Source organism: Bacteroides sp. RCH18, assembly GCF_058231005.1.
The window spans coordinates 857,685-881,836 of record NZ_JBIPTC010000001.1 but is presented as its reverse complement, the minus strand read 5'-3'; the positions used below and the strand labels follow the sequence as shown (position 1 = coordinate 881,836).

At 36.4% G+C, this 24,152-nt stretch carries 20 protein-coding genes; 16 read left to right on the top strand and 4 right to left on the bottom strand.

The window, feature by feature from the left end:
- Positions 1 to 105: 105 nt before the first annotated feature.
- Both ACHLI0_RS03390 and ACHLI0_RS03385 read right to left on the bottom strand, forming a co-directional pair.
- Complete coding sequence (locus ACHLI0_RS03390) at positions 106 to 723, bottom strand: superoxide dismutase (protein WP_008761328.1); 618 nt, start codon at positions 721 to 723, stop codon at positions 106 to 108.
- A 76-nt stretch (positions 724 to 799) separates the two neighbouring features.
- Positions 800 to 2,542 (bottom strand): RHS repeat protein, encoded by a 1,743-nt coding sequence (locus ACHLI0_RS03385; RefSeq protein ID WP_490748441.1) that lies wholly within the window; start codon positions 2,540 to 2,542, stop codon positions 800 to 802.
- A gap of 147 nt (positions 2,543 to 2,689) precedes the next feature.
- Between ACHLI0_RS03385 and ACHLI0_RS03380 the strand changes: the two genes are divergently transcribed.
- Both ACHLI0_RS03380 and ACHLI0_RS03375 read left to right on the top strand, forming a co-directional pair.
- Positions 2,690 to 5,056: an ATP-dependent helicase gene (locus ACHLI0_RS03380; protein WP_490748440.1), complete on the top strand. Its 2,367-nt coding sequence runs from the start codon at positions 2,690 to 2,692 to the stop codon at positions 5,054 to 5,056.
- A 23-nt stretch (positions 5,057 to 5,079) separates the two neighbouring features.
- The gene (locus ACHLI0_RS03375; protein WP_008761331.1) at positions 5,080 to 5,775 is read left to right on the top strand and encodes a YMGG-like glycine zipper-containing protein; all 696 of its coding nucleotides are present in this window, start codon (positions 5,080 to 5,082) and stop codon (positions 5,773 to 5,775) included.
- 89 nt (positions 5,776 to 5,864) lie between these two features.
- Here ACHLI0_RS03375 and ACHLI0_RS03370 read toward each other — a convergent pair whose 3' ends face one another.
- Both ACHLI0_RS03370 and ACHLI0_RS03365 read right to left on the bottom strand, forming a co-directional pair.
- Positions 5,865 to 6,902, bottom strand: coding sequence for a TolB-like 6-bladed beta-propeller domain-containing protein (locus ACHLI0_RS03370; RefSeq protein WP_016267385.1), 1,038 nt, complete (start codon positions 6,900 to 6,902; stop codon positions 5,865 to 5,867).
- 188 nt (positions 6,903 to 7,090) lie between these two features.
- Entirely contained in the window at positions 7,091 to 8,242 is a 1,152-nt protein-coding gene (locus ACHLI0_RS03365; RefSeq protein ID WP_490748439.1) for an AAA family ATPase, read from the bottom strand.
- A gap of 433 nt (positions 8,243 to 8,675) precedes the next feature.
- Between ACHLI0_RS03365 and ACHLI0_RS03360 the strand changes: the two genes are divergently transcribed.
- The 14 genes from ACHLI0_RS03360 to lepB all read left to right on the top strand — a co-directional run bounded on the left by ACHLI0_RS03360 (position 8,676) and on the right by lepB (position 24,116).
- On the top strand, positions 8,676 to 9,848 hold the full coding sequence (locus tag ACHLI0_RS03360) for a DUF4934 domain-containing protein (protein ID WP_490748437.1): 1,173 nt from the start codon (positions 8,676 to 8,678) through the stop codon (positions 9,846 to 9,848).
- A 327-nt stretch (positions 9,849 to 10,175) separates the two neighbouring features.
- The gene (locus ACHLI0_RS03355) at positions 10,176 to 11,402 is read left to right on the top strand and encodes a DUF4934 domain-containing protein (protein ID WP_490748436.1); all 1,227 of its coding nucleotides are present in this window, start codon (positions 10,176 to 10,178) and stop codon (positions 11,400 to 11,402) included.
- A gap of 93 nt (positions 11,403 to 11,495) precedes the next feature.
- Positions 11,496 to 12,167 (top strand): IS4 family transposase, encoded by a 672-nt coding sequence (locus ACHLI0_RS03350; protein WP_425285382.1) that lies wholly within the window; start codon positions 11,496 to 11,498, stop codon positions 12,165 to 12,167.
- Between the two features lie 601 nt (positions 12,168 to 12,768).
- Complete coding sequence (locus ACHLI0_RS03345; protein WP_103877710.1) at positions 12,769 to 13,908, top strand: hypothetical protein; 1,140 nt, start codon at positions 12,769 to 12,771, stop codon at positions 13,906 to 13,908.
- A gap of 161 nt (positions 13,909 to 14,069) precedes the next feature.
- Entirely contained in the window at positions 14,070 to 14,303 is a 234-nt protein-coding gene (locus ACHLI0_RS03340; RefSeq protein ID WP_103877711.1) for an NVEALA domain-containing protein, read from the top strand.
- Positions 14,251 to 15,342 (top strand): BF3164 family lipoprotein, encoded by a 1,092-nt coding sequence (locus ACHLI0_RS03335; RefSeq protein ID WP_490748435.1) that lies wholly within the window; start codon positions 14,251 to 14,253, stop codon positions 15,340 to 15,342. The genes ACHLI0_RS03340 and ACHLI0_RS03335 overlap by 53 nt, the downstream gene beginning before the upstream one ends.
- 202 nt (positions 15,343 to 15,544) lie before the next feature.
- Positions 15,545 to 15,823, top strand: a complete 279-nt coding sequence (locus ACHLI0_RS03330; RefSeq protein ID WP_103877713.1) for an NVEALA domain-containing protein — start codon at positions 15,545 to 15,547, stop codon at positions 15,821 to 15,823.
- Positions 15,824 to 15,835: 12 nt separating this feature from the next.
- Positions 15,836 to 16,870 carry a hypothetical protein gene (locus ACHLI0_RS03325; RefSeq protein WP_146072603.1) on the top strand — a complete coding sequence of 345 codons (1,035 nt, stop codon included), beginning with the start codon at positions 15,836 to 15,838 and terminating at the stop codon, positions 16,868 to 16,870.
- A gap of 178 nt (positions 16,871 to 17,048) precedes the next feature.
- Positions 17,049 to 17,204, top strand: coding sequence for an NVEALA domain-containing protein (locus ACHLI0_RS03320; protein WP_103877715.1), 156 nt, complete (start codon positions 17,049 to 17,051; stop codon positions 17,202 to 17,204).
- Positions 17,205 to 17,340: 136 nt separating this feature from the next.
- Positions 17,341 to 18,324, top strand: coding sequence for a BF3164 family lipoprotein (locus tag ACHLI0_RS03315; protein WP_490748434.1), 984 nt, complete (start codon positions 17,341 to 17,343; stop codon positions 18,322 to 18,324).
- Between the two features lie 147 nt (positions 18,325 to 18,471).
- Positions 18,472 to 19,350 carry a DUF1573 domain-containing protein gene (locus ACHLI0_RS03310; RefSeq protein WP_048693313.1) on the top strand — a complete coding sequence of 293 codons (879 nt, stop codon included), beginning with the start codon at positions 18,472 to 18,474 and terminating at the stop codon, positions 19,348 to 19,350.
- A 14-nt stretch (positions 19,351 to 19,364) separates the two neighbouring features.
- On the top strand, positions 19,365 to 21,377 hold the full coding sequence (locus tag ACHLI0_RS03305) for a transglutaminase domain-containing protein (protein ID WP_490748433.1): 2,013 nt from the start codon (positions 19,365 to 19,367) through the stop codon (positions 21,375 to 21,377).
- On the top strand, positions 21,368 to 23,248 hold the full coding sequence (locus tag ACHLI0_RS03300) for a glutaminase domain-containing protein (protein ID WP_490748432.1): 1,881 nt from the start codon (positions 21,368 to 21,370) through the stop codon (positions 23,246 to 23,248). The genes ACHLI0_RS03305 and ACHLI0_RS03300 overlap by 10 nt, the downstream gene beginning before the upstream one ends.
- Positions 23,241 to 24,116 (top strand): signal peptidase I, encoded by an 876-nt coding sequence (gene lepB, locus ACHLI0_RS03295; RefSeq protein ID WP_103877760.1) that lies wholly within the window; start codon positions 23,241 to 23,243, stop codon positions 24,114 to 24,116. The genes ACHLI0_RS03300 and lepB overlap by 8 nt, the downstream gene beginning before the upstream one ends.
- Positions 24,117 to 24,152 lie beyond the last annotated feature (36 nt).

Genomic DNA, 24,152 nt, shown 5'->3' with positions numbered 1-24,152 from the left:
AAATACAATAGAAAGCTTAGGTTTTTTGTTGTAGAAAAAAGGCCGCTGTGAAATCCACAACGACCTTTTCAATAGTATAGTTTAGCTTAATTTTAATGAGTCCGGTTACATTCGTTTTTCTACCACATCCCAGTCGATGATGTTCCACAGGGCGTTTACGTGGTCGGCACGGCGGTTCTGGTAGTCCAGATAGTAGGAGTGTTCCCACACGTCAAAACCCAGAAGTGGTTTCAGTCCGGCGCGTACGGGGTTACTGCCGTTTCCTTCTTTGGTGATATGCAGTTTACCGTTCTTGTCTACTGACAGCCAAGCCCATCCTGAACCGAACAATCCGACTGCTGCTGCATTGAATTCCTTCTTGAAGTTTTCAAAGCTGCCGAAATCACGTTTGATGGCTTCTCCCAGTTTGCCTGCCGGTTCCTTTTTCGAAGGTTTCGGAGCGAATTGGAGGAAATATAAATTGTGATTCAACACTTGGCCGGCGTTGTTGAAGATAGCTCCATCGGGAGCGGTGGCAACGATTTCTTCTACCGTTTTGCCTTCATATTCTGTTCCGGGCACAAGGCTATTCAGATTATTTACATATGTTTGCAGATGTTTTCCGTAATGGAAATCTATCGTTTGCTGACTGATTACAGGTTCCAGCGCATTGTTTGCGTAAGGAAGTTTAGGCATTTCGTAAGTCATGGTCATAATTATTAAAGACATTAATATAGTATTCATATTGTCAAAACTTTAAATGGTTTTGTTATACTATAATAACAGCCATAGTTCGCAAAAGGTTCACGGTATTTTATTTTTATTTATAAATGTACTGTATACGTTCCACTTGCTGCGGGTTGTCATAGCTGGTGCGGCATATCCATTGCCCCGTATTGTCATATTCGTAATAGGAGTCACCATCGATCCGGTTTCCGTACTCGTCGTACAGGCAGGTCAGGCAGCCGGACGTCTTCTGGCTGTTGCCGAAGATACGTTGGTAGACGATGCGGGTGAGGTATCCGTATTTATCATATTCATACAATTCTTTTTGCGAGAGAATCTGGTTGGGCGAATTGACAAAGAGCATATTCTGATGCTGAGATTCGGTCATTCTGCCTTTGTCGTCGTATTTGTTGACTGTATATCCCTCCATTTCCCCGTTCTTGTTGTACTCTTTGGTTTCCGTCAGTAATCCCTGCTTGTTGTAGCTGCTGACGGTATATCTGCCGTCCATGTATTTTAGGGAATCGCTTTCGATGCTTCCGTCGATACCGATGCGGTGTGCACGGCGGTAGAAGTCCGTTTTGGTTTTCGGATTAGTCTTCACTTCGAAGATGCAGTGGCCTTGCGGGTCGTACAGCCTGCTGGTTTGCACTTCGTTGATGGGTTGCCCGTTCTTTTCAGTCACGGATAATGTGGTGGTAAGCTGCCCCTTGTCATTGTAGGTGTAGCTGGTCGTAATATTGCCGGTGCTGTCGGTCTCGCAGCACTTTATCAATCGTCCTTGAGTGTAATATTTTACAGTAGTCGGGGTGGAAACGATGGCTTGCAGGATAAATGGAGCACGCAAATTCTTTGCCTGGTCACGAAATTCCTTATACTTGTGTGTTTTGAGGAATTCCTGCAATAAACCGAGCGATTCGGAGTTGACTATTGCCGGTTTCAGAAGCTCGAAGTCTGCCTTTTCACTGAGATATTCAAGATCGTTCAGGTGAGTCCGTGCACCGGTGGACAGATAAGGTGTGTTCTTATAATCATCGATAATCTGCCGGATGGCGGTGGCATTTCCTTCTTTTTTCAGGCTGTCGATGCGTTGGAACAGGAAATCATCGTATAAGGTACGGACCTCGGCAAGATAGGGGCGCGGACCTCTGTCTTGATAATACTTTTGCATTTCGGGGTCTTCAAAGAAGGCTTTGAAGTTTGCAGGAGTCGGGGCGGTCTTCACCAGTTGGTAGAGCCGTACGTTTTCGGAGGCGTTGACTTGTGCGATAAATTTGCCGTTGGGATACTCCTTGACGTAAGTCTGGTAAATGATGGGAGTGGGGGCTTTGAGCATTCCTTCCAGCAGTGCCACCTCGCGGATGTTCTGCAGCCGTTGCAGCATGGCGGAGTCAACCGGATATTCGGTGGCGTGAATGCTGTCCAGCAGTGCCCGGCTGAAAGGAATTTTATCTTTCGAGGCCTCCAGCAGGTTGATAATGGACTGGTCCGCCTTGTCCCGTATCTGAGAAAGCGGAATCTTTTCCCCTTCACAGATACCGGGGAAGTTACTTTGGGCGGCTTTCTCGTAGCAGCCGAAGTAGAGGGTGGCTGCCTGTTCGCTCTGTCCATTCCACAGGTCGTTGAGGACGTCCATCAATGATAAATCTTCGGCATAGTACGCCTTTGTTTCGTCATCCAGTTTTTCCCTGTTCTTCTGCCATTTGTCGGCGTCATTGTCGTTCAGATACCTTAGCAGCTTTTCCATGCGGCTTTGCTTTTGTGCCATTGCTTGCTGTGGTATGCAGGCGATGAGGCACAAACATAAAATAAATGATAAAAATATACTCTTTTTCATTGCTTTGAGTGGTTAGGTTAAATAGTTAGTGATGAAAAATCATAAAAATATCTTCATTGTCAAATGAATGTTATACTTTTGTCGTATTGAAACAAATTTGAACGCCAAGGGTTTGTTAAAAATCCTCATTGTTTTTATAATGCTGTTATGAATACCAACTATATAGAGGAATTAAATGAGAGTCAGTGTGCAGCAGTGACTTATAATGACGGGCCTTCGCTGGTGATAGCCGGTGCAGGTTCGGGAAAGACACGTGTGTTGACTTATAAAATTGCCTATCTGCTGGAAAACGGCTATCAACCGTGGAACATCCTCGCACTGACCTTTACCAATAAGGCGGCGCGTGAGATGAAAGAACGTATAGCCCGTCAGGTGGGCATGGAGCGGGCACGTTATTTGTGGATGGGTACCTTCCATTCCGTCTTTTCCCGCATTCTCCGTGCCGAAGCAAAGTATATCGGATTCACTTCCCAATTTACCATTTATGATTCGGCGGATAGTAAAAGTCTGATCCGTTCCATCATCAAGGAGATGGGACTGGACGAAAAGACATATAAGCCGGGGATGGTGCAAGCCCGCATTTCAAGTGCCAAAAACCATTTGGTTTCTCCTACGGGATATGCTGCCAACAAAGAAGCGTATGAAGGAGATATGGCAGCCAAAGTGCCCGCTGTCCGTGAAATATATACCCGTTACTGGGAAAGATGCCGTCAGGCGGGAGCTATGGATTTCGATGATTTGCTGGTGTATACGTATATTCTGTTCCGCGACTTTCCGGAAGTGCTGGCCCGTTATAGGGAGCAGTTCCGTTATGTGCTGGTGGACGAGTATCAGGATACGAATTATGCCCAGCATAGCATCGTACTCCAGCTGACGAAAGAAAATCAGCGTGTTTGTGTGGTAGGCGATGATGCGCAGAGTATTTACTCTTTCCGTGGAGCGGATATTGATAATATCCTTTATTTCACGAAGGTTTATCCCAATACGAAAGTCTTTAAACTGGAGCAGAATTATCGTTCTACGCAAACCATCGTCTGTGCTGCCAACAGTCTGATCGAAAAGAATGAACGTCAGATTCGGAAAGAAGTATTCTCTGAAAAAGAACGTGGCGAACCGATTGGCGTGTTTCAGGCTTACAGTGATGTGGAAGAAGGGGATATCGTAGCCAATAAGATAGCTGAACTGCGTCGGGAACATAGTTACGGCTATGCAGATTTTGCCATATTATACCGTACGAATGCGCAGAGCCGTGTTTTCGAGGAGGCTCTTCGGAAACGAAGTATGCCCTATAAAATCTATGGCGGACTTTCATTCTACCAGCGTAAGGAGATTAAGGACGTCATTGCTTACTTCCGCTTGGTAGTGAATCCGAATGATGAAGAAGCATTCAAGCGAATCATTAATTATCCTGCCCGTGGCATCGGTGATACGACGGTTGGAAAAATCATCTCCGCAGCCACTGAAAATGGTGTCAGTCTTTGGGCGGCGCTTTGCGAGCCATTGAGCTACGGGCTGAACATCAATAAAGGTACGCATACCAAACTGCAAGGCTTCCGTGAACTGATAGAAGGCTTTATGACCGATCAGGTGGACAAGAGTGCGTATGAGATAGGAACGGATATTATCCGCCGGTCCGGCATCATCAATGATGTCTGTCAGGATACTTCGCCGGAGAATCTGAGTCGCAAGGAAAACATTGAGGAATTGGTGAATGGTATGAACGATTTCTGCGCTTTGAGGCAGGAAGAAGGCAACCCGAATATTTCTCTGACAGATTTCCTTTCGGAGATTGCCTTGCTTACTGATCAGGACTCGGACAAAGCGGATGATGGAGAAAAGATAACGTTGATGACCGTTCATTCGGCCAAGGGGCTGGAGTTTAAAAACGTATTCGTAGTGGGGCTGGAAGAAAATCTTTTTCCCAGTGGTATGGTGGGCGATTCTCCCCGTGCTCTGGAAGAGGAGCGTCGTTTGTTCTACGTGGCCATTACCCGTGCCGAAGAACATTGTTATATTTCTTTTGCCAAGACCCGTTTCCGTTATGGAAAGATGGAGTTTGGAAGTCCCAGCCGTTTCTTGCGCGATATCGATGTGAATTATTTGCGGTTGCCGCATGAGGCGGGAGTCAGCCGGTCGGTGGATGAAGGTGCAGGGCGTTTCCGCAGGGAAATCGAAGGTGGATTTACGCGTACGGCATCTCCTACACGAACGCCTTATGGTACTAAATTTTCCGATCGTGAACGTCCGAAGGCTCAGGTGATTGCACCCAGTGTGCCGAAGAATTTGAAGAAGGTCAGTGCGGTGAGTGGAAACAGTACACGGTCGGCTTCAGCCGGTTCGGTATCTGTAACAGGAGTACAGGCGGGGCAGATGATAGAACATGAACGTTTCGGCTTGGGCGAAGTGATCAGGGTAGAAGGAACGGGTGATAATGCCAAAGCAACGATTCATTTTAAAAATGCAGGGGACAAGCAACTGTTGTTGCGTTTTGCACGTTTTAAAGTGATAGAGTAATCATAGTAAAATTAGAGATGATCATGAGGAAACAACTAACTGTAATTCTGCTTTCTGCTCTGATGTTGAGCGGATGTGCATCGGGACGTATGGGAAATCCCGGAGCAATTGTAGGTGGTGCTGCAATTGGGGGAAGTCTGGGAAGTTCGATAGGCGGACTTATCGGAGATAATAATCGTGGCTGGAGGGGCGGATATCGCGGCTCTGCCATTGGAAATATTGTTGGCACCATTGCCGGTGCAGCGATAGGGAATGCGCTGACTGCTCCGAAACCGGACCCGATAGAGGAATATGCTTACGTTCCGGAAGTCAGACAAGGGCAGTCTCACTCTAAGTTTAAACCTCGGACGCAGACTCAGCAGCAACTGACTCAGTTGAAACTGCGCAAGATTCGCTTTATTGACGATAACCGCAATCATGCGATAGACGGGGGAGAAAGCAGCAAGATCATCTTTGAAATCATGAATGAAGGACGAAATCCGGTTTATGACGTGGTTCCTATTGTAGAGACGGTCGGGAAAGTGAAACATATCGGCATTTCTCCTACTGTAATGATAGAAGAAATTCTTCCGGGTGAGGGTATCCGCTATACGGCTACGGTCTATGCCGGAAGTAAGTTGAAAGATGGTGAAGTGACTTTCCGCGTAGCGGTGTCCGATGAGAATGGAGTAATCTGTGATTCTCAGGAGTTTACGCTGCCTACACAGCGGGCGGACTAGGACAAGAATAGCTCGAAATATTCGATTTGTTATAGTGACAGTATGTGCTCGGGATAGTGACACTATCCTTGGCACATACTGTCACTATGTTAATGGGATGGTGACACTATCCCAATACAATAGTCCGGTGCAGTCATTACACAATAAAATGAAGTATCGGTTTCATCTACACAGAAGCATTCTATATGAGTATCTGTCAAAATTTTACGTATCGGTTTTCCTTCCCAGTCGAAAACCCAAATCTCGCTGTTTAGAGTTTCTTTTTGTTCTTCGTGCATCCGATTGGTGTTTGGGTTATACAGTACATAAACATAGTTATTGGAAACGGCAATGCCTCGTGCTCCCAGTTCGGCATCAGGATTATCACTTTCCGCATACACACCGTCTGGGCTTGAATTGAACTGATAATGATAGGGTGCTAACAATAGTCTTTTATGGAGCGTTAATGTTTCCGGCTTATAGTCCCATAGCTCAAGTACATTACTGGTAGCACATGCCAGACGTTTCCGGTCGGTGTTGTAACCGAATTGTGATTGATGAAACATACCTTTAGCCGTATTGGGTATGGTTTCTTCTCCACTTTGATAGTTCGGGAAGTCGCCAGATTTGGATATAACATTGCCGTCATTATCTAAAATAAGGAATCTGCAATCTTCAAAAACGCCGGACGCTATAAAGCGTGATTCGCTTATCGGATAGACTCTGTCAATGCTCATGGGCAGGTGTATCAATTCTCCTTGTCGCCGGATGGAAAAGTCTTTCGCGTTGAATGTATAGTTTTGCGCTGTGAAGTGCCATCGATTGTGTATGAAGGCAGACGAATCAGACAGAAAGAATTCGACAGGGCTTAAAAATTCATCAGGTCCTTGTCCTTGTGGTAGCATTTGATTTACAAAGCGTTGTTCACTAAGACTATAGCAGTATAAAAGGCTGTCTCCTTTAAAATCACCGGCATATAAGATATCTCCTTTCTTTTTTATATCCATTGGAATGGAGATAAAGGCTTCCTTCAAAGCGGTAGATTTAGCAGATGTGCTTTCGCTAAAGGATACTCTTTTTTGTGATTCACTACAACTGAACAATGGCAATGCCAAAGTAAACAATAGAATGATGTTTTTAGATTTCATTTTGTTTTGCTTTATTTTGTACTATAACTACAAAGATAACGTATGTGTTTTGAAAAACAAGGATATTGAAGAGAAATAGGGCTAAAATATTTATAATGAGAACATAATAATATAATTGGCATTCGGTAATTACCATATATTGTGTTAACTTTATAATTTATTTGATGGTAATTTTAGTTGCATCTTTACTAAAGGGTATATTTATTGCCATAAATAGTATTGATCCACATACCAAAGAACTTGTCGGTAACCGAATATACTTTATTTATTTCTGTAATAATATCTTTTTCAAGCAGTTTTTTAGTTGCGGACTGTACAGAGCTTGCGGATGTCAGACTGTATCGTTTGATAAATTTCGCTGATGTGACGTTTTCTGCTTCACCTACTTTGGCAATGGCATAAAGCAATTCCTTCTGCTTTTCGGGAATATTAGATAAGATTTCCCGAAAGATTGTATCATTATATGCAATAAGGTTATCTATAGCTGTTTTGATAATTTCCAGTGTACATTCTTTCCCTTTCGGTGTATCTGCAAAAGCTTCATTGAATGTTTTTTGGATATAAAAGGTATGTCCTTTGAATAGCCGATATACTTTTTCTATATTTTCGATTTCAATATGCCGTTTTCTTTTTTGGAAATGGTCTGCAATAAATGGTATATAGATTTCCGGTGCAATGGCTTTCAGTTCCAAAATATCGGCACTGTGGTAGAATGGACGGGATGAAGATAGAAACATTTCCTGCATCATGTGCCGTTCACTTCCGGCAAAGATGAAGTTGCTGTTTTCTATTTTCTGTATGTGTGTGCGCAGTAATGCTTCTATATTCTTCTCGGGATATTTAGCAATTTGTTGAAACTCGTCGATGGCAACAATACAAGGTTTGTCTGCTGCTATCAGACATTGAAATATTTCTTCCAGTGTATATTCGGGTCGATCAATATCCCCCAGTTCCAGATTGAAAGTAGGTAGATTGGTCAGCGGGTCAAATCCGAATTTACCATTGATTGATTTAACTGTCTGGATAAACAGGCTTGCCATTTTCTTACTGCGGGGCAATAGTGTTTCATAAATTTCTTTGCCAAGCAGATAAGTGAATTCTCTTAAGCTTGATGTATGGAGTATGTCAATGAAGAAAGTATAATATTCTTCTTTTATTTCAGGTTTCTCATAACAGAAACGGATTAGTCCCGTTTTACCCATTCTTCTGGGTGAGATAATGACAAGGTTATTGCCATTGGTTAATGATTTAACCAGCCTCTCTGATTCTTTCACGCGATCGCAGAAGTACTCGGGTTCTATTTTTCCAGTTACTATAAATGGGTTAATTTCTTTTGCCATACCTGTTTCAATTTTCTGTAAAGGTAGTTATTTGAATAGAATTATGCAAATCGAATAATGTTAATAAAGTACCTACCACGTAAGCGTTCATATCATACGTAAATCATATTTTCGCTTTCGGACTTGCAGGTTCAATACTTTTGTTATATATTGCGATTCGGTTTCCGTTAAACTCTTTATTATAGTTGGGTCACTACAAATAAAGGAATACATTGGCAGGTACGAAAATTTTCTTATTTTTTATTTCAATCATTTTTTTACAGGCTCTTATAAATAATAAAAAAGTTTATGAATAAAATCTTTTTAAGTATCACAGCATTGTTTGCTATTAAAATATATTCATGTATCACTACATGCCCAAATTGAATAGTTTAATGGATTATTTCTCAGGGGTAATCCCCTGAGAAATAATTGAAAATACCCAATTTATATTATGAATAAGATAATTATACTTCTATTGTTAATGATTATATGTGCTTGCTCATCTAATAAACAAAAAATCATTGATGGTATCGAAAAAATACCTATTGAAGTACGTAATGCTTCTTCTGATGCTTCCGTGTTTTTAGAGAAAATAGAAATTACTCCTTTAGAAACGAAAGATTCATCATTAATAGGTAAATTTAAAAAAGTCATGTATGACCAAGCAATGGATATATATGCGATTTATGATAAAGATCAAGTTGTCTCTACATTTTCAGGTACAGGTAAATTTATTTCTAATTCAATAAATAGACAAGGTCAAGGGCCTGAAGAGTATTCTATGGCTGTAGATATAAAATTTAATCCATTTTTAAAAGGAATTGATTTGTTGGATCCATATGGAGTAATATATACATATAGCCTTGATTTTAAATTATTATCAAAACGAAAAATTAAATCAAAATTTGCGCTTAATAGTCTTATGGCCTTAAGTCTTGATAAATATGTATTTACTAATCCTTTTATTTGGACAGATGAAGAAGTGTTATTTGCAAATTTGAAAACTCAGCAAATTACTAATGTTGGTTATAGTGGAACTATTTCTGTAGAAAATACGATGGACAAGGAGAAATTTTATACAATAGGTGAAAAGTTCTATTTTGTACCTAATGGTGTTAATTATTATTTTTATCAGATTGATGACAAAGCAATGGAGCTTACTCCTATTATGTATCTAGACTTTGGGGATTCAATGATAGAAGAAGACGATTTACCGGGATGTGCAACTGCAAAAAAATATAAATCAGATAAAGAAATGATGGAATTAACAGAAGAAACAGCAGAGAGAGCTGATTTTTTACGAAGTTCTAACTATGTTATTCCATTGATTAAATTCTTTAATGACGATTATGTTTATGTTGTTTTTGTACAGAATAGAGATACTGGCGGTAATTTTATATTTAACAGAAAAAAGAAAGAGGGATTTTTACTGAGGGATAAGAAGCCTTTTATTATGAAATTTTGTTTTGGTATAGTAGATAATATTTTAATGGCAATTTGTCATCCAGACGAAGTCGCTATGTATACAGATCCCAAATTCATGTCATCTGAGGATATTTTAAAAATGACACAGTTGAAAGAAGATGATAATCCTGTAATATTGAAATACTATTTGAAAAAATGATACGTATTCTAGGTCTTATATTTGTCATTATTTTGTTGTGTTCGTGTAAGGAAACGAAGAAAGATAGAATTATATCTCCTTATACTATATTAAGTTGATGTGTTAAATGCTTGCAGACATATATTTTCCCTGTTGCAATGCAAATTCCTTGCAGAAATCATCCGCCATACAATAAATCTCTGTACCTTTAGCCTCTGTGAACATAGTGGTAATCGTTTAAATGTTATAATTGAGCACTATAAATTTAATACTTTTATCGCTATGTTTCTTATAATCAAAAGAATATTTTAATCTTATATCTAACTCACATTATATTAAGTAGTAATAATGATTGCTGGAAATAATAGCTCGTTGGCGGAAGTGGTACATGTGGGAAAAATTATTATGATAATTTTTCTAACTATGTCATCCTGTCAACGACAGGTTTCAAATCATAAAGGTGATGTTGAAATTATTGATGTTTTGAATAGAAATAATCCTATACAAATCAATTTGTACGATATTGTGGATAGTGTCAAATATGTTCCATTGAGAACAAGTGAATGCTTATTAAGTGATATTGAATGTATAAAGAATGATGGAAATTTTTACTTTGTAAAAGATTCAAGAGGATTATTTGTCTTTGATGAAGAAGGATATTTTATTAATGAAATAAGTCATAGAGGAATAGGGCCGGATGAATATGTTTATTCGGATAATTTCTATTTGGATCGTGATAATAAATTGGTATGTCTTATCTGTAATTCTATGAGAAAAATTTTACAATATACTTATTCTGGAACTTACTTTAATACAATTCAATTAGATGCCAAAGATGCTAACATTGAATCTGCCTTGATGTGTGGTGAAGGTGAGCTTATTGCATATTATCCGTTACCAAATAATTATTCTCAAAGCAAAAGTGAATACAGTGTGTTCAGAATCAAGAATAACTCATTCATTGGTGAAACGCTGTTAAAAGCAAAAGAAATAGGAACTCAAAATATACATTATCCTTTTTTGCATTATCCAATAGCATTATTAGATAATCAATGTATTTTTATATCGGCATTGTCGAATGAGCTTTTTGTATATGAGGGAGGTCAAATAATGCCTGGATATTACGTAAATATACCAGAAAATGAGCCAAGTGAAGATTTTATAGAAGAACATAAAGACTTGAACTTTTTTGAATTGATTGAAACTTTAAAAAAAAGTAATATAGGTTGGGGAATCACTGCTGTTGAGTCTTCTTCTGATTATTTATTTATGTCAATTAGTAATAAAAGTACGTTGATATGGGATAAAAAAAGATCAATTCAAATATCTAATATTTATGATCCTAATTTGAATCTTTATTCTGACTTACTTTTGCCTGGTGGAGTATCAGATGAGCATCTGGGTTTTTATTCTGCAGATTTTCTTTATGCTAACAAGGAGCTAATATTGAAAGGTAATGATAGATTTCTAGCTAAATTGGTTGGCTATTTGTTAGAAGATGATAACCCTGTCGTTTATCAATATTACTTTAAGAAAAATGCTATAGATATATTAATTGAAAAATATGGGATTTGATTATGACTAGAGGAAAATGTTTTCAGAAGTTTTTTATTGCGTGACGATTAGAATTGACTTTGTTCTTTTTAGCTTTGTCCAAAAGCTTAAAGCATGAATCAAGGCAAATATATCTTCGCTCAATTTACAGATTTTCTTTCTCGTAGACAGTTCGACAACATCGTTGCAAGATATTCCGGCAACAAGTATGTGAAAAGTTTCACTTGCTGGAATCAGATGCTCTACATGATCTTCGGTCAGTTAATGGCATGCGATAGTATGCGAGATTTGATGTTGGCTTTAGAAACCCATCAATCAAAATGTTATCACTTAGGTTTCGGTTCTACTGTTACCCGTACAAATCTTGAGAAAGCTAACCGCAATCGTAATTGTAAAATCTTTGAAGAGTTTGTTTATCTACTGATAGAAACTGCTCGTAAGCGTTACTACAAGGATGATTTTGAGACAGCGGTTGAAGGTAATGTGTATGCTTTTGATTCTTCTACCATTAACTTATGTTTAAGTGTCTTTTGGTGGGCTGAATTCAGAAACCATAAAGGAGGTATCAAACTGCATACTTTATATGATGTGAAGACTTCCATTCCAAGCTTTATGCTAATAACTCCTGCTAAGATGCATGACGTCAATGCTATGGACTGGCTACATTATGAGAGTGGAAGCTTTTATATCTTCGATAGAGGGTACGTTGACTTCTCCCGCTTGTATCGCATAGATCAGTCTGAGGCATGGTTTGTCATTCTGGGGTACAACGATGAATGCTGTTAAGACGCAGGTCTATTGTGCGCTCATCACGTACTGCTTGGTGGCGATTGTTGCTGACAAATTGAAAGTAGGCCGACCGATCTACGAAATTCTATAGATTTTAGGAGTATCATTACTGGATAGAACACCTGTAAATGAGATACTTACTGAGCACGATTACAAAAATGTCAAAGAACTAAATTATAAACAATTGAAAATCATCTGGGAATAAGTGCCCAGTAATGTTATCGGATATTGAATATTGTTAACAAACTTATTCTTTTTGCTTTAATATGGTCCGTTTCTTTAAAACCAAAGGCCCGTTGGTTTTAAAGGAACGATACTTTGGTTTTAAAGAAAAAATAGCGATTTGTATAAGGCTTGTAATCAGGTGTTTATGAAAATGTGTTTTTGAACTTGTGGAATTGAGAAATATTTAAACAATCATGGCGTAAAGAACCAAAGATAATGATACGGTATTATTTATATTATGAACATTTATTGGGCTATAATACCACTTTTGTACTTAATTTAGTAGAATGAATTATATCTTTTAAACGAAAAGATTTCAAATGTTATGAAAGATGTTATCTTTGTGTTGTAAAACAACATAAATTAAAATAAAATGAGACCTAAAAGCATTATTCTGTTATCTGTTATAGCTTGCATTGGAGGAATTGCATTCTTCTTCGCTTCTAGATATACATATAAATCCAAAGTAGCCGAACTTAAGGAGAAAGCAAAAAAGACTTTTGTTGAGGCGGTGGACCGAGAATTAAAAGATAGACAACTGAAAGGAAATTTTTCAGTTTATTTAAACTTAGGAAATGTAGTCTCTGAAACACCAGATACTGTTTATTGGGAAGATGAGTCAGGGAGGTATTCGTATCAAATTGATTTTGAGAAAAAACATAAGAATATAAATAATGATGCTAATGTACGTTCTTTACATTCAATTGCATTTGGGAAAAAACCGCTTATTCCAGACTCTTTGAATGCTAAATGGAGAGAACAGTTACTGATATCAGGTATTTCCTTTAAATCGGCTTTATGTATTTCTTTAACAACTAAAGATGGTAATGTAAGATCTTCAAATACATATCAGAGTGAATGGTGCAATACTTCAAATTTAGTTTTTACATTTTATATAGGTTATGGTTATGAAATTGAGGTAATGGGTTATTTATATTATACTATGTGGAGTATGATATGCAGGGAAATGCTGTTATACTTATTCTTATACGTAGTTTTAGGGTACGGATTTTATAAGTCTTTCATTATTATCAGCCACAAAATGCAATTATTACGTACCAAAGAAACAGTGGAGATTGTTAAAGAAGTACCTGTGGAAGTTGTTAAAGAGGTATCTGTAGAAATTATAAAGGAAGTTCCTGTAGAAATACAGGTAATTAAAGAAGTACAGAGAGTGGAGAATATTCCTTTGCGTTCCTATCTATTGCGAGAAAATATAATATTTTATGCAGATCAAAATTTGATAGAAGTAGATGGAATTAAGCAAAATATTCAGGCTCAAACTAGCTTACTTTTGGAGTTGTTTATTAATCAAAAAGATAATGGATACATTTTAGAGGAAGATTTTATCAAGGAGAAATTATGGCCTAATTATTCAGGGTATGGTGAACGAATGCATTCAGCGATTGGACGTTTACGTTTGTTGCTCAAAAAAATAGATACTTCATTTAGTATAATAAATAAAAATGGTACATATCAGCTAATTATTCCAGAGAAGCCCCCTGTTAAATGAAGTAGCAAAAAATGTCGATGAAATGGCACTTTTTGGATTATGACTTGATTTTGTTAAATAAAAAATAATGCTAGGTTAGGATTGGTTAGCGATATTCTTTGAATATCTAACGTTTCATTACTACTTTTGCCCACATAATTAATCTTTAATACAAAAGTAGTATGAAAAAAATAATTTTCCTTCTTTTATGTATAGTAGCAGTTTTATCTGCTAAATACTTTTCATCTCATAAAAATGTGCAGAGTGAATTGCTTTTATATAATATAGAAGCATTAGCTGCTGGCGAACATGCGCAACAGGGTCGATGTTATGGGACGGGTACTTTAGATTGCCCTGTATCTCATGATAAGGTTGAATACATTTTTGGAGGATATAGTCTTGAAGATCTATATTAGCTTTCTCCTTCTTTTTATCTTTGTCTCTTGTGGAACAAAGCATAAGGAATATGCCGAAAATGTACTTCCTTATTCAGAATTTCCACTAGAGAAGGAGTTAAAGGGAGAGGTAATAGAGCTTGATACTGCTTTATTTCGTTGTCCATTCCGGATACGAGTTGAAGGAGATAAAGCCATTGTAATGGATTTGCATGGTATTGATTATTATGCTCATTTGTTCCAATATCCTAGTTTCCGCTATTTGTCTTCTTTTGGGAGACGTGGTGATTCACCTACAGAAATGCTATCAATAGAGAATGTCCGTTTTTACAATCATCAAGTATGGATATTAGATGCTAATAAAAGAGAATTAGCACGGTTAGGTTTTTCTTCATCCAGTGATTCACTGCTCCGTGACGAAGCGGTAACATTGGGTGAAGATATTTTAAGACCGCTTGATTTTGCCATATATAATGATACTACCTTTATAATTCCTGATTATTCAGGTGAAAACCGTTTATGTACGGTAAATCGTAATGGGAGGTTAATTGGAAAGATTGGTACCATTCCAACGGTAAAGAAGAAGGTATTCCAAAATGCTCGACCGGCTTTAGCACAAGCATGGCGCAGTTTTCTTGATTATAATCCTCATAGCGGTGTATTGGCAATGGTTACTCAATTAGGTGAAGTGCTTGAAGTGTATAATTTAAAAGATAGCACGTCTGTTATTCGTGTTGGAAAAAATGGTGAGCCTGAGTTTAAAATATCTGATGGGTATGGAATACCAACAGGAATTATGGGATTTAGTGATGTACAGGTTACAGATAGTGCTATTTATGTAGTATTTAATGGAACTACTTTTAAAGAGATTGCAAAGAATAACGGTCATCTTCCAGATGGGGGAAAGTATATCTACGTATTCAGTTTGAAAGGGGAACCACGATGCAAGTACTTACTTGACCATTATGTATATGGTATTTGGGTAGATGAATCTACTAAAACTATTATGGCGACGGATGTAAATAATGATCAACCAATAGTGGAGTTTTATTTTGGTTGAAGATGAGATCGTTAATTTAATTAAAAAGGAGCAGGGTGATGAATTGATTAATCTTGCCGGATTTTCTTCTACATCATCTGCTCCTTAACCACGTTAGAAAGGAGGTCAGGCAAAGATAGAAATAATATAGATTTGTAGCAAATGCGTTTTGCCGGATTTAGAGAAATAGTATAAATGAAAATATGTAAATAAAATAATTAAAATGAAAAAGAAAATAATGAGTATTATTAGTCTTGTTGCTATTGTTATGGCTATAGGATATAATACATATTCTTCTCAGAAGAGATATGTGGTCTTATCAGATTTGGTATTGGCTAATGTAGAAGCTTTAGCGCAAGATGAAAATCCTCCTAAATTATATTCAGCAGTAAAAGGTACTCTTTCATCTAATGGAAGCTTGAAGAGAATAAACGATGATAACGGTAAGTGTATTTTTAAACTCCTTATAAATGTTTCGACTGCTGCTGATTGTAAAATGTAAAGTAATATTGATATGAAAAGAAGATGGCTAATATATTGTATTGTATTGTTTATTAGTGCTTGTAGTGAAAATGTAGAAAATAAAAAGATATTTATTTCAGATGTACCAACGGAGAAAATTCGTGGAACTTTATATTTATCAGAGAATGCAAGCTTAAATGTGTTTTATGATATATGTGCTAGTGATTCTTTTGTCTATTGTTTAGATTTTTACAATGATTCAATATTGAAAGTTTTTCCTAGTATCAATTCTTCTTCACTGATTGGATATTGTATGAAAGGTCAAGGACCAAATGATTTGCTTTTTCCTTTTTTTATGCGCAATTCATTTCAATCAAGAAATAATAAGATAAAATTAGTTGATTTGAATTCTTGGAGTGTGAAGGAAATCAATCCCTGCAATAATAACAGTTTGTCAAGAATAAATATTGATACTGTATTACCTTTACCGATAATGCCAGCCATAAAAGAGTATAATGAAACTGATTCTTGTATTTATGGAATAGACGCTGACATGCAGCATGGTTTGTTTTTCATATATAATAAAAATACTCAAGACATATCCTCTGTGGATTACTATTATGATGATAAGGAAATATCTAATAAATATTCTTCTAAAATAATGCCTTATCTGTTTGAAAATCACCTGGTTGTTAATGAGCGTGCAGATGCGGTTTGCGTAGGTATGATTAATGTAAATGCTTTGTATTTATTTGATTTAACAGGAAATTTAAAAAAAGAACTGATTGTTGGAGATAAAATAACTTATCCAGAACCTGATCCGCAATATTTAGATTTTCCCAATGCAAAAAAATATTTTGTATCAATGACTGGTACTAACGATTTCTTGTATTGTTTATATAATGCAGATGCATCTGGATTCTCTAGTGTCTTTAAATTTGATTGGGAAGGAAATCTCTTATCAGTCATGCAAACTGATATGAAACTTGAGAAAATATCAGTTAATCCTACAAATAAATACATATATGGCATTAAAATGTCTGAGGAAGGGGGAAGTGATATTTTTAAATTTGATATGAGGAAATGATGATTAGATATGAGATTATTAATTGTCAAGAAAAGAAAGGGGCAGGCTAATGATTTGTTAAATCTTGTCGGATTGATATACATTATCTTGCTCCTTAACTTCATAAAAATGAATTGTGGAAAAGATTTTCTGATTGAAGGGAAATTGGATATAAATAATTTATAAAAAATAGAGAAAAATGAAAAATAAATTAATGGGTATCATTTCTATAGTTGCTGTTGCAGCAGTTGCAGGATATAATATGTATTCTTCGCGATCTGAAATAAGATTATCTGATTTGGCTTTAGCAAATGTAGAAGCTTTAGCACAAAATGAATCGAACCCCAATAAGTAAAAGTGCTATAGAAAGTGGAGAAAGGCATCTTCTCAAGATGCTTTGGCTATATGGGATTGGGTATGTCAAGATTGCGAATCATATTGGCTATTAGAGGCAGGGCAAAGAAATGAATGCTCAAAATAATGATTAATATATGAAGCCACACATTGTTGCATTGTTCCTTATGGGTATTCTTATATGTAGCTGTACTTCTCATAAGAAAGAACTTTTGTCTTTACCAGAACCTGCTGAAATTCATTCGGATAGTATTTTAGTACCTCCAGTAATATTATCTGCTACACGAATGTTTATAGCTCATGATATGTTGGTAATTTATGAACAACAGAAAGATACTTTGTTTTCTTTTTGGAAGTTGCCTCAGTGCCAATATTTATTTAGTGCGGGTTCTAAAGGAGAGGGACCTGATGAATTATTACTGTTAGATCGAGTTTTCGTTGAAACAGCTAATGGTTTTAAAACTTTCGAATTACCTTCAAATAAGATAAAGGATTTGAAAATTGATATCGTAGGTGATGGTAGACTAAAACTATATGCTGATAAACGTTTGGCGATAGACCAAATACCACTCAATCGTTTTACTTTTCTATCTGACAGTTCTTATTGTTTTTTATCTAATAATGAAGAATATGAATATACATTATTAGATAAAGAAAATAACATTCATTCGTTTAGTCCTTACCCTGATCTATTATATGGGAGAAATGAAGAAGCTAAAGCTTACTTATATAATAAGTTGCTTGTAGGTAAACCAGATGGTGAAAAGTTCGCATCTTTTTATGCTTATATTAAAATGATGAAGATTTATGATAAGAATGGAAATATGTTGAAAGAACTACTAATGGAACAACCTACTGACGTAACTAATGATGAAAGTAGATTTGCTTATTATTCAACTTTTCCATATGCTACTGATCAATATATATATGTATTAGCTAATGAATTGGGTGGACGGAAATATTTACAAATATGGTCGTGGAAAGGTGTTCCAATTGCGCATTATATTTTAAACCAAAGTGTAGATACTTTTGTTGTTTCAGAGAAATATAAAAAAATATATGCTATCAGTAATGATAGAGATAATGTCATATATACTTATGAATTATATGACATATTTTGATCTATTGCTGATTATTAGAACCTAGAAAAACTAGAGTTACTAAAATTTTAACGATAGTAAATATATTATTCTTAATTGATACTACGGTTCAAACCTATGTAAAATACAATATAATAGTCTTGCAATAGTCAAATTTGAGTTGAAAAAATGATACGTTTAATGTCTTTGTTGTTTATAGCTATATTATTTGTATCTTGTAAAGAATCAGAACAAGATAGAATAGCTCGTTTGGTCAATGTATGGATTGGAAAGACCATTCAATTTCCTAGTCAGATGTGCCTTACTTCTTTTGTCAATGATACGGTTATAACGCAGTGCACAAGAAAACAATCTTCATATACAATTTTGAGCTATGTAGATACAATAGGGTGTACCAGTTGTAGATTACAATTGCCAAAATGGAAAGAAATGGTTGGATATCTAGATTCTATTTATCCTAATAGAGTAAATTTTTTAATGGTCTTTTATCCGAAAGAGAGAACAAAATTGATTAAATACTTAAGAAATGAACGGTTTGATCGTTTTGTATATATTGATGAAATGGACTCTTTAAATCTGATGAATAAATTTTTGCATGAAGAACATTTTTGTACATTTCTTCTTAACAAGGACGATAAAATAGTAGTAATAGGAAATCCTGTTCTTAACTCTAAGGTAAAGGAAATTTATTTAAATGTAATTTCTGGTGAAGTAATGCCCTCGTCAAATATAAATCAACCTTTGACTATCGCATCTTTGTCAAAAGATTCTGTCGATATAGGAAATTTCTCCTGGCGTGAAGAGCAGACTGTTGAGATTGTCGTTTCTAATTGTGGAAAAGTACCGTTAGTGATTAATGATGTAATAACCTCTTGTGGTTGTACTACTGTCGAATACTCAAAACAACCTGTACTAAAAGGTAAAGATTTAACTTTGAGAATAAAATATAAAGCAGAGCATCCCGAGCATTTTGATAAAACTATCATAGTACATTGTAATGCTGAAAAAGCGCCTTTTCGGTTGAAGATCAGTGGTAATGCAAAATAAGTAGCGCATAATATATGGCAAAGTATTGGAGAAATGTTCAATATATTCTTGTGATAATATTGATAATAGGGTTGGGATGGTTAGTCGTAAATAAAGCAAATTTCAAGGAAGAGTCTATATCTTCTTTGGAATTTGCTTTGCGTGTGGCAAAAAATAATCGTAGGGAGCTTGAAAAAGTGCTTTGTTATTATCAAAAGAATTTGGCAGATAGCCTGAAATATGAGGCCGCATGCTTTTTGATAGAAAATATGCCATATTATTCTTATACATACGGAGAGGAATTAGAGGAATATAAAAAATATTATGCATGGCTGAAGGGCAGTCATGGAAAAACACCTGAAGAAGTGGTGGACTCCATAATAAAAACGTTTGGTTCAATTGGAAAGTTAGACATAAAATATGATCTGCAGGAAATTGATTCAGCTTATTTATGTAGTAATATAGAATGGGCTTTTAAAGTTTGGCGTGAACAACCTTGGGGAAAGAACATATCATTCGATATGTTTTGTGAAAATTTGTTGCCTTATCGTATTGGTGATGAGTCTTTAGGCTATTGGCGTGAGATGTATTATGAGAAATATAATCAACTATTGGATTCATTAAAGATGTCTGATTCGCTAGATATAGAAGATCCGGTAGTAGCTGCTAATTATTTAATAAATAAATTGCCTGATAAGTGGCATTATTATACTTCAACGACTCCTTATTCTTTTGGGCATATCGGACCTGAGTATGTACAATACTTATCAGGAACGTGTCGTGAAGTGACTGACTTTGCGGTATATCTATTTCGGGCTTTGGGAATTCCTTGTGCTATTGATTTTGTTCCTGTACGTAGCTATGTTAATGCCGGGCATTTTTGGTTGGTAACATGGAATAAATATGGCGAAACATATATGGCTAATTTCCCGGAGAATTTGGGAATGGTTCGCAAAAATTGGTGGTATCGTTGGGATGATAGTCCCAAAGTGTATAGATATGCTTTTGATATAAACAAAGAATTATATGAGCGAATGGCGCAATATAATGAAAAGGTATATCCATTTTGGAGTTTACCGAAATTTATGGATGTTACTTATGAATATGCTTACTCTTTTGAAAAGGAACTGGTTATTCCATTGGAAAAACTTTATAAGAATAAAAGTAATGGGAGAATAGCTTATTTATGTGTTACTAATAGAGATAACTGGATACCCATTGATTGGACTGAATATGACGCACAGCATCTGGCTTTTCGAAATGTTCGAAATGGTACGCTTATGAGGGTGGCTACTTATGAAAATGGTACTTTGAACTTTTTGACTGATCCTTTTTATGTAGATAAACAAAAGAATGAGCAGCATTATTTCTCGGTCGAAGGAGATACACAAGATGTGGTATTGTATGCTAAATGTAATATAGACGGAGAAAATATGTTCCGTGACCGAATGATAGGGGGTGTTTTTGAAGGCAGTAACCAACTGGATTTTGCAGTAAGCGATACCTTGTTTATCATACAGTGTAAACCTGATCGTTTGAATACGACAGTAAGAAGTTCTTCAAATAAAGAATATCGTTATATCAGATATGTAGGTCCTCCCGGAGGATTATGTAATGTGGCTGAAGTCGCATTTTATGAAGAAAATGATACTCTTCCATTGTCTGGGAAAATTATAGGAACTCCCGGATGCTATCAACATGACGGGACGCATGAATATACAAATGTGTTTGATGGAAAAACGTGGACTTCTTTTGATTATTTTAAATTTTCCGGGGGATGGGCAGGACTTGATTTGGGTAGAAAGGTGCAGATAGACCGTATTGTATATACTCCGCGCAACAGGGATAATTATATTCGTCCTGGTGATATCTACGAGTTATATTATTGTGACCGATATTGGAAATCCGCCGGAAGAGTTAAAGCTACAGTTGATTCATTAGTATACAGAGGGATTCCCCAGAATGCACTTTTGTTCTTACGTAACCATACGCGCGGCGTAGATGAGAGAGTCTTTGTTTATGAAAAAGGAGAGCAACTATGGAAATAGGACTTAAAATTAAATTAGTTGTGTTGTGGAAGACAATCGTCTTATTAGGAATAATTGTCTTGCTATCTGCTTGTTTCCATTCGAAGAAGGAGGTTGTATCTTCTATTGCCGTTATTCCTGATGAGCATACGTTACTGGCGATTACGCCGGAATTCTCTATAAAAATGGCAGGAGATACATTGAATAAACATTATCTACGATTGAAGTCTGGAAAGATATTTCCAGTGACAGGGATTTTGCAGGTGGATGGTAGGACCTATCGTTTTATGGGAGGAGATTCTTTACGTATATCCCCTATAGCTTCTCTTGCAAATGACAGCGTCAGTTGGTCAGGGAAATATTCTTATTTGTTTCCTGGAAAAGGGTGGGAGCAAAAGGAATATGATGATTCTTTTTGGGAAGAAGGAAATGCTGCTTTTGGACCTGTAAAAGGAAATTCTAAGATTCGTACCGCTTGGGGGGCGGAAAATATATATGTCCGCAGGCATATTAAGATAGATAATAAAGATGCTTTGGAAGGGCATAAAATTTACGTCTGTTATATTTGCGATGATCAGATAAAACTTTTTTGGAATGGAGATTTTTTATTTGAAAAAGAAATAACATATCAAACAAAATGTGGACGTTTAACAGATGAAGCTATTGCTCATATTGGTAATGGAACAAATGTTTTGGCTGCTTATGGACGTAATACAGGAGGCCCTGCGTTGTTAGATTTTGGTCTGTATATTGAAAATAAAACTTATAGTGAAGCAGATATGGCCCTATTGAAGCAAATAGATGTACAAGCTACTCAAACTCATTATGTATTTCAATGTGGGGATGTAGAACTTCAGATTGATTTTGTTTCACCTTCTTTGTCAGAGAAGTGGAATATGACAGGATGGCCTGTCGGTTTCCTTTCCTATCAAGTTCATGCAGAAGATAAAAAGGAGCATACAGTGGAAATTTTGTTCGATGTGGATATGGAATGGATGTTTGGTAGGAGGAAGATTGATAGTTGGGTTGAACAAGAGTGGCGGTTTGTCAAGTCTGATAGTTTAAATTTAGGTATGACGGCGGATGGAACATCGTTTTCATGCGATGATAGTCATGTTGTTCTGTCTCAAAAGTTGTGTGCAGAAAATGGAAATAAAGGCATATTGTTAATAGGATACGGAGAAGGGCAGAGGATACATTATGTTGGTGAGCTTTTACAACCTCTTGGGAATGACAATGGAAAAGGGGAGGTTAAAGAATTAATGAAGGCTGTCGGAAACAGGTATCAGAAACTTAAGGAAGAATGTAATAAATTGGATAATTTGTGGAATAATAAAGCATTTCAAGTGGGTGATAAGACATTTGCAGAACAGATTCTTCCTTCATATCGTAATTTTATTTCTTCCCATAGGTTTGTGTTATCTTCGGATAATAAGTCATTCTGCTTCGGAGATACTTTGGGTAATGTTAGAGATGCTTATAGGAATTTTCCTGCTTTGTTATTTTTTAATCGTGTTGATTGGATGAAAAGTTTATTAAATCCAATATTTGAATATTGTGAAGATAAACATTGGAAAAGAAAATATCCGCCTTACGATATTGGATTATATCCGGTTGCAAGCAAACAAATAAAAGTGGATAATTGTGCTGAAGAGGCTGCTGCAAATATGTTGATGATGATGGTTGCTATTGTGGAGGCAGAACAAGATTTCAGTTATGCTGAATTGCATTGGAGTCATTTGTGTTTGTGGGCAAATTATCTGGAAGAAAAGATGAAAGGTGAAGTTCTTCCTTCTATTGAGTTATTAGATGCAAATGACAAACGTGTGAAATGTGTGCTGGGATTGATGGCTTATCATAAATTGATTCAACTAAAGGATGCATATGAATAAAGTGAAGAAATTTCTAGCAATAATAGAGAATTTAATATTCATGATATTCTGCATGATAGTAATTTTGTTCTTGGTACAGTTATTCTGTTTCACATCGTTTAAAATTCCATCAGATTCTATGGGACCTGCATTAAAAGATGGAGATAGAATATTGGTTAATAAAATGATAAAAGGAGCCAGATTGTTTAATGTGTTTGCTGCTTTGGATAACAAAGATGTTACTATTTACCGGATGCCGGGATTGGGGCATTTTAAAAGAAATGATGTACTGGTTTTTAATTTTCCTTATCAGATGAATCGGTGGGATAGCATCCGGATGAACGTAATGCAGTATTATGTGAAACGTTGTATAGCTTTGCCTGGGGATACATTGGAAATCAGAGGAGGATTTTATACAGTGCGTGGATGTCGCGAACAGTTGGGAAATTATGAAGCTCAGCAATATCTTGCCGGACTACAGCAACCGGAAAAACAAGGAATCGTAGTAGGAACATTTCCTTATGATCAAAGCCTAGGATGGAATATTCGAGAGTTCGGGCCATTGCCTATCCCACAAAAGGATCAGATTGTAATAATGAACCATACTACTTATCTTTTATACAGACAACTGATCGCATGGGAGCAAAAGAAAAAAATAGAACTAAAACAAGGACAGGTGTTTATTGGTGATAGTCTTATTCATCAGTATTGCTTTAAAAAGAACTATTATTTTGTATCGGGGGATAATATGGCGAATTCGCAGGATTCCAGATATTGGGGCATGTTGCCAGAAGAATATATTGTAGGTAAAGCTACCTGGGTTTGGTATTCAAAAGAAAGGTATACAGAGAATGTGCGTTGGAAAAGGATAATGAAGAGAATTGGCTAAGATTTAGAAATAAATAATGGATGGAAATATAATAAA

Bases quoted from the DNA above. Each gene is read 5' to 3' on its own strand.
- ACHLI0_RS03370 (WP_016267385.1), bottom strand. From the start codon at position 6,902: ATGAAATCTAAAAACATCATTCTATTGTTTACTTTGGCATTGCCATTG.
- ACHLI0_RS03375 (WP_008761331.1), top strand. From the start codon at position 5,080: ATGAGGAAACAACTAACTGTAATTCTGCTTTCTGCTCTGATGTTGAGC.
- ACHLI0_RS03390 (WP_008761328.1), bottom strand. From the start codon at position 723: ATGAATACTATATTAATGTCTTTAATAATTATGACCATGACTTACGAA.
- ACHLI0_RS03315 (WP_490748434.1), top strand. From the start codon at position 17,341: ATGAAGCCACACATTGTTGCATTGTTCCTTATGGGTATTCTTATATGT.
- ACHLI0_RS03330 (WP_103877713.1), top strand. From the start codon at position 15,545: ATGAAAAAGAAAATAATGAGTATTATTAGTCTTGTTGCTATTGTTATG.
- ACHLI0_RS03325 (WP_146072603.1), top strand. From the start codon at position 15,836: ATGAAAAGAAGATGGCTAATATATTGTATTGTATTGTTTATTAGTGCT.
- ACHLI0_RS03335 (WP_490748435.1), top strand. From the start codon at position 14,251: ATGATAAGGTTGAATACATTTTTGGAGGATATAGTCTTGAAGATCTAT.
- lepB (WP_103877760.1), top strand. From the start codon at position 23,241: ATGAATAAAGTGAAGAAATTTCTAGCAATAATAGAGAATTTAATATTC.
- ACHLI0_RS03380 (WP_490748440.1), top strand. From the start codon at position 2,690: ATGAATACCAACTATATAGAGGAATTAAATGAGAGTCAGTGTGCAGCA.
- ACHLI0_RS03310 (WP_048693313.1), top strand. From the start codon at position 18,472: ATGATACGTTTAATGTCTTTGTTGTTTATAGCTATATTATTTGTATCT.
- ACHLI0_RS03365 (WP_490748439.1), bottom strand. From the start codon at position 8,242: ATGGCAAAAGAAATTAACCCATTTATAGTAACTGGAAAAATAGAACCC.
- ACHLI0_RS03305 (WP_490748433.1), top strand. From the start codon at position 19,365: ATGGCAAAGTATTGGAGAAATGTTCAATATATTCTTGTGATAATATTG.
- ACHLI0_RS03300 (WP_490748432.1), top strand. From the start codon at position 21,368: ATGGAAATAGGACTTAAAATTAAATTAGTTGTGTTGTGGAAGACAATC.
- ACHLI0_RS03350 (WP_425285382.1), top strand. From the start codon at position 11,496: ATGAATCAAGGCAAATATATCTTCGCTCAATTTACAGATTTTCTTTCT.
- ACHLI0_RS03385 (WP_490748441.1), bottom strand. From the start codon at position 2,542: ATGAAAAAGAGTATATTTTTATCATTTATTTTATGTTTGTGCCTCATC.
- ACHLI0_RS03320 (WP_103877715.1), top strand. From the start codon at position 17,049: ATGAAAAATAAATTAATGGGTATCATTTCTATAGTTGCTGTTGCAGCA.
- ACHLI0_RS03340 (WP_103877711.1), top strand. From the start codon at position 14,070: ATGAAAAAAATAATTTTCCTTCTTTTATGTATAGTAGCAGTTTTATCT.
- ACHLI0_RS03360 (WP_490748437.1), top strand. From the start codon at position 8,676: ATGAATAAGATAATTATACTTCTATTGTTAATGATTATATGTGCTTGC.
- ACHLI0_RS03355 (WP_490748436.1), top strand. From the start codon at position 10,176: ATGATTGCTGGAAATAATAGCTCGTTGGCGGAAGTGGTACATGTGGGA.
- ACHLI0_RS03345 (WP_103877710.1), top strand. From the start codon at position 12,769: ATGAGACCTAAAAGCATTATTCTGTTATCTGTTATAGCTTGCATTGGA.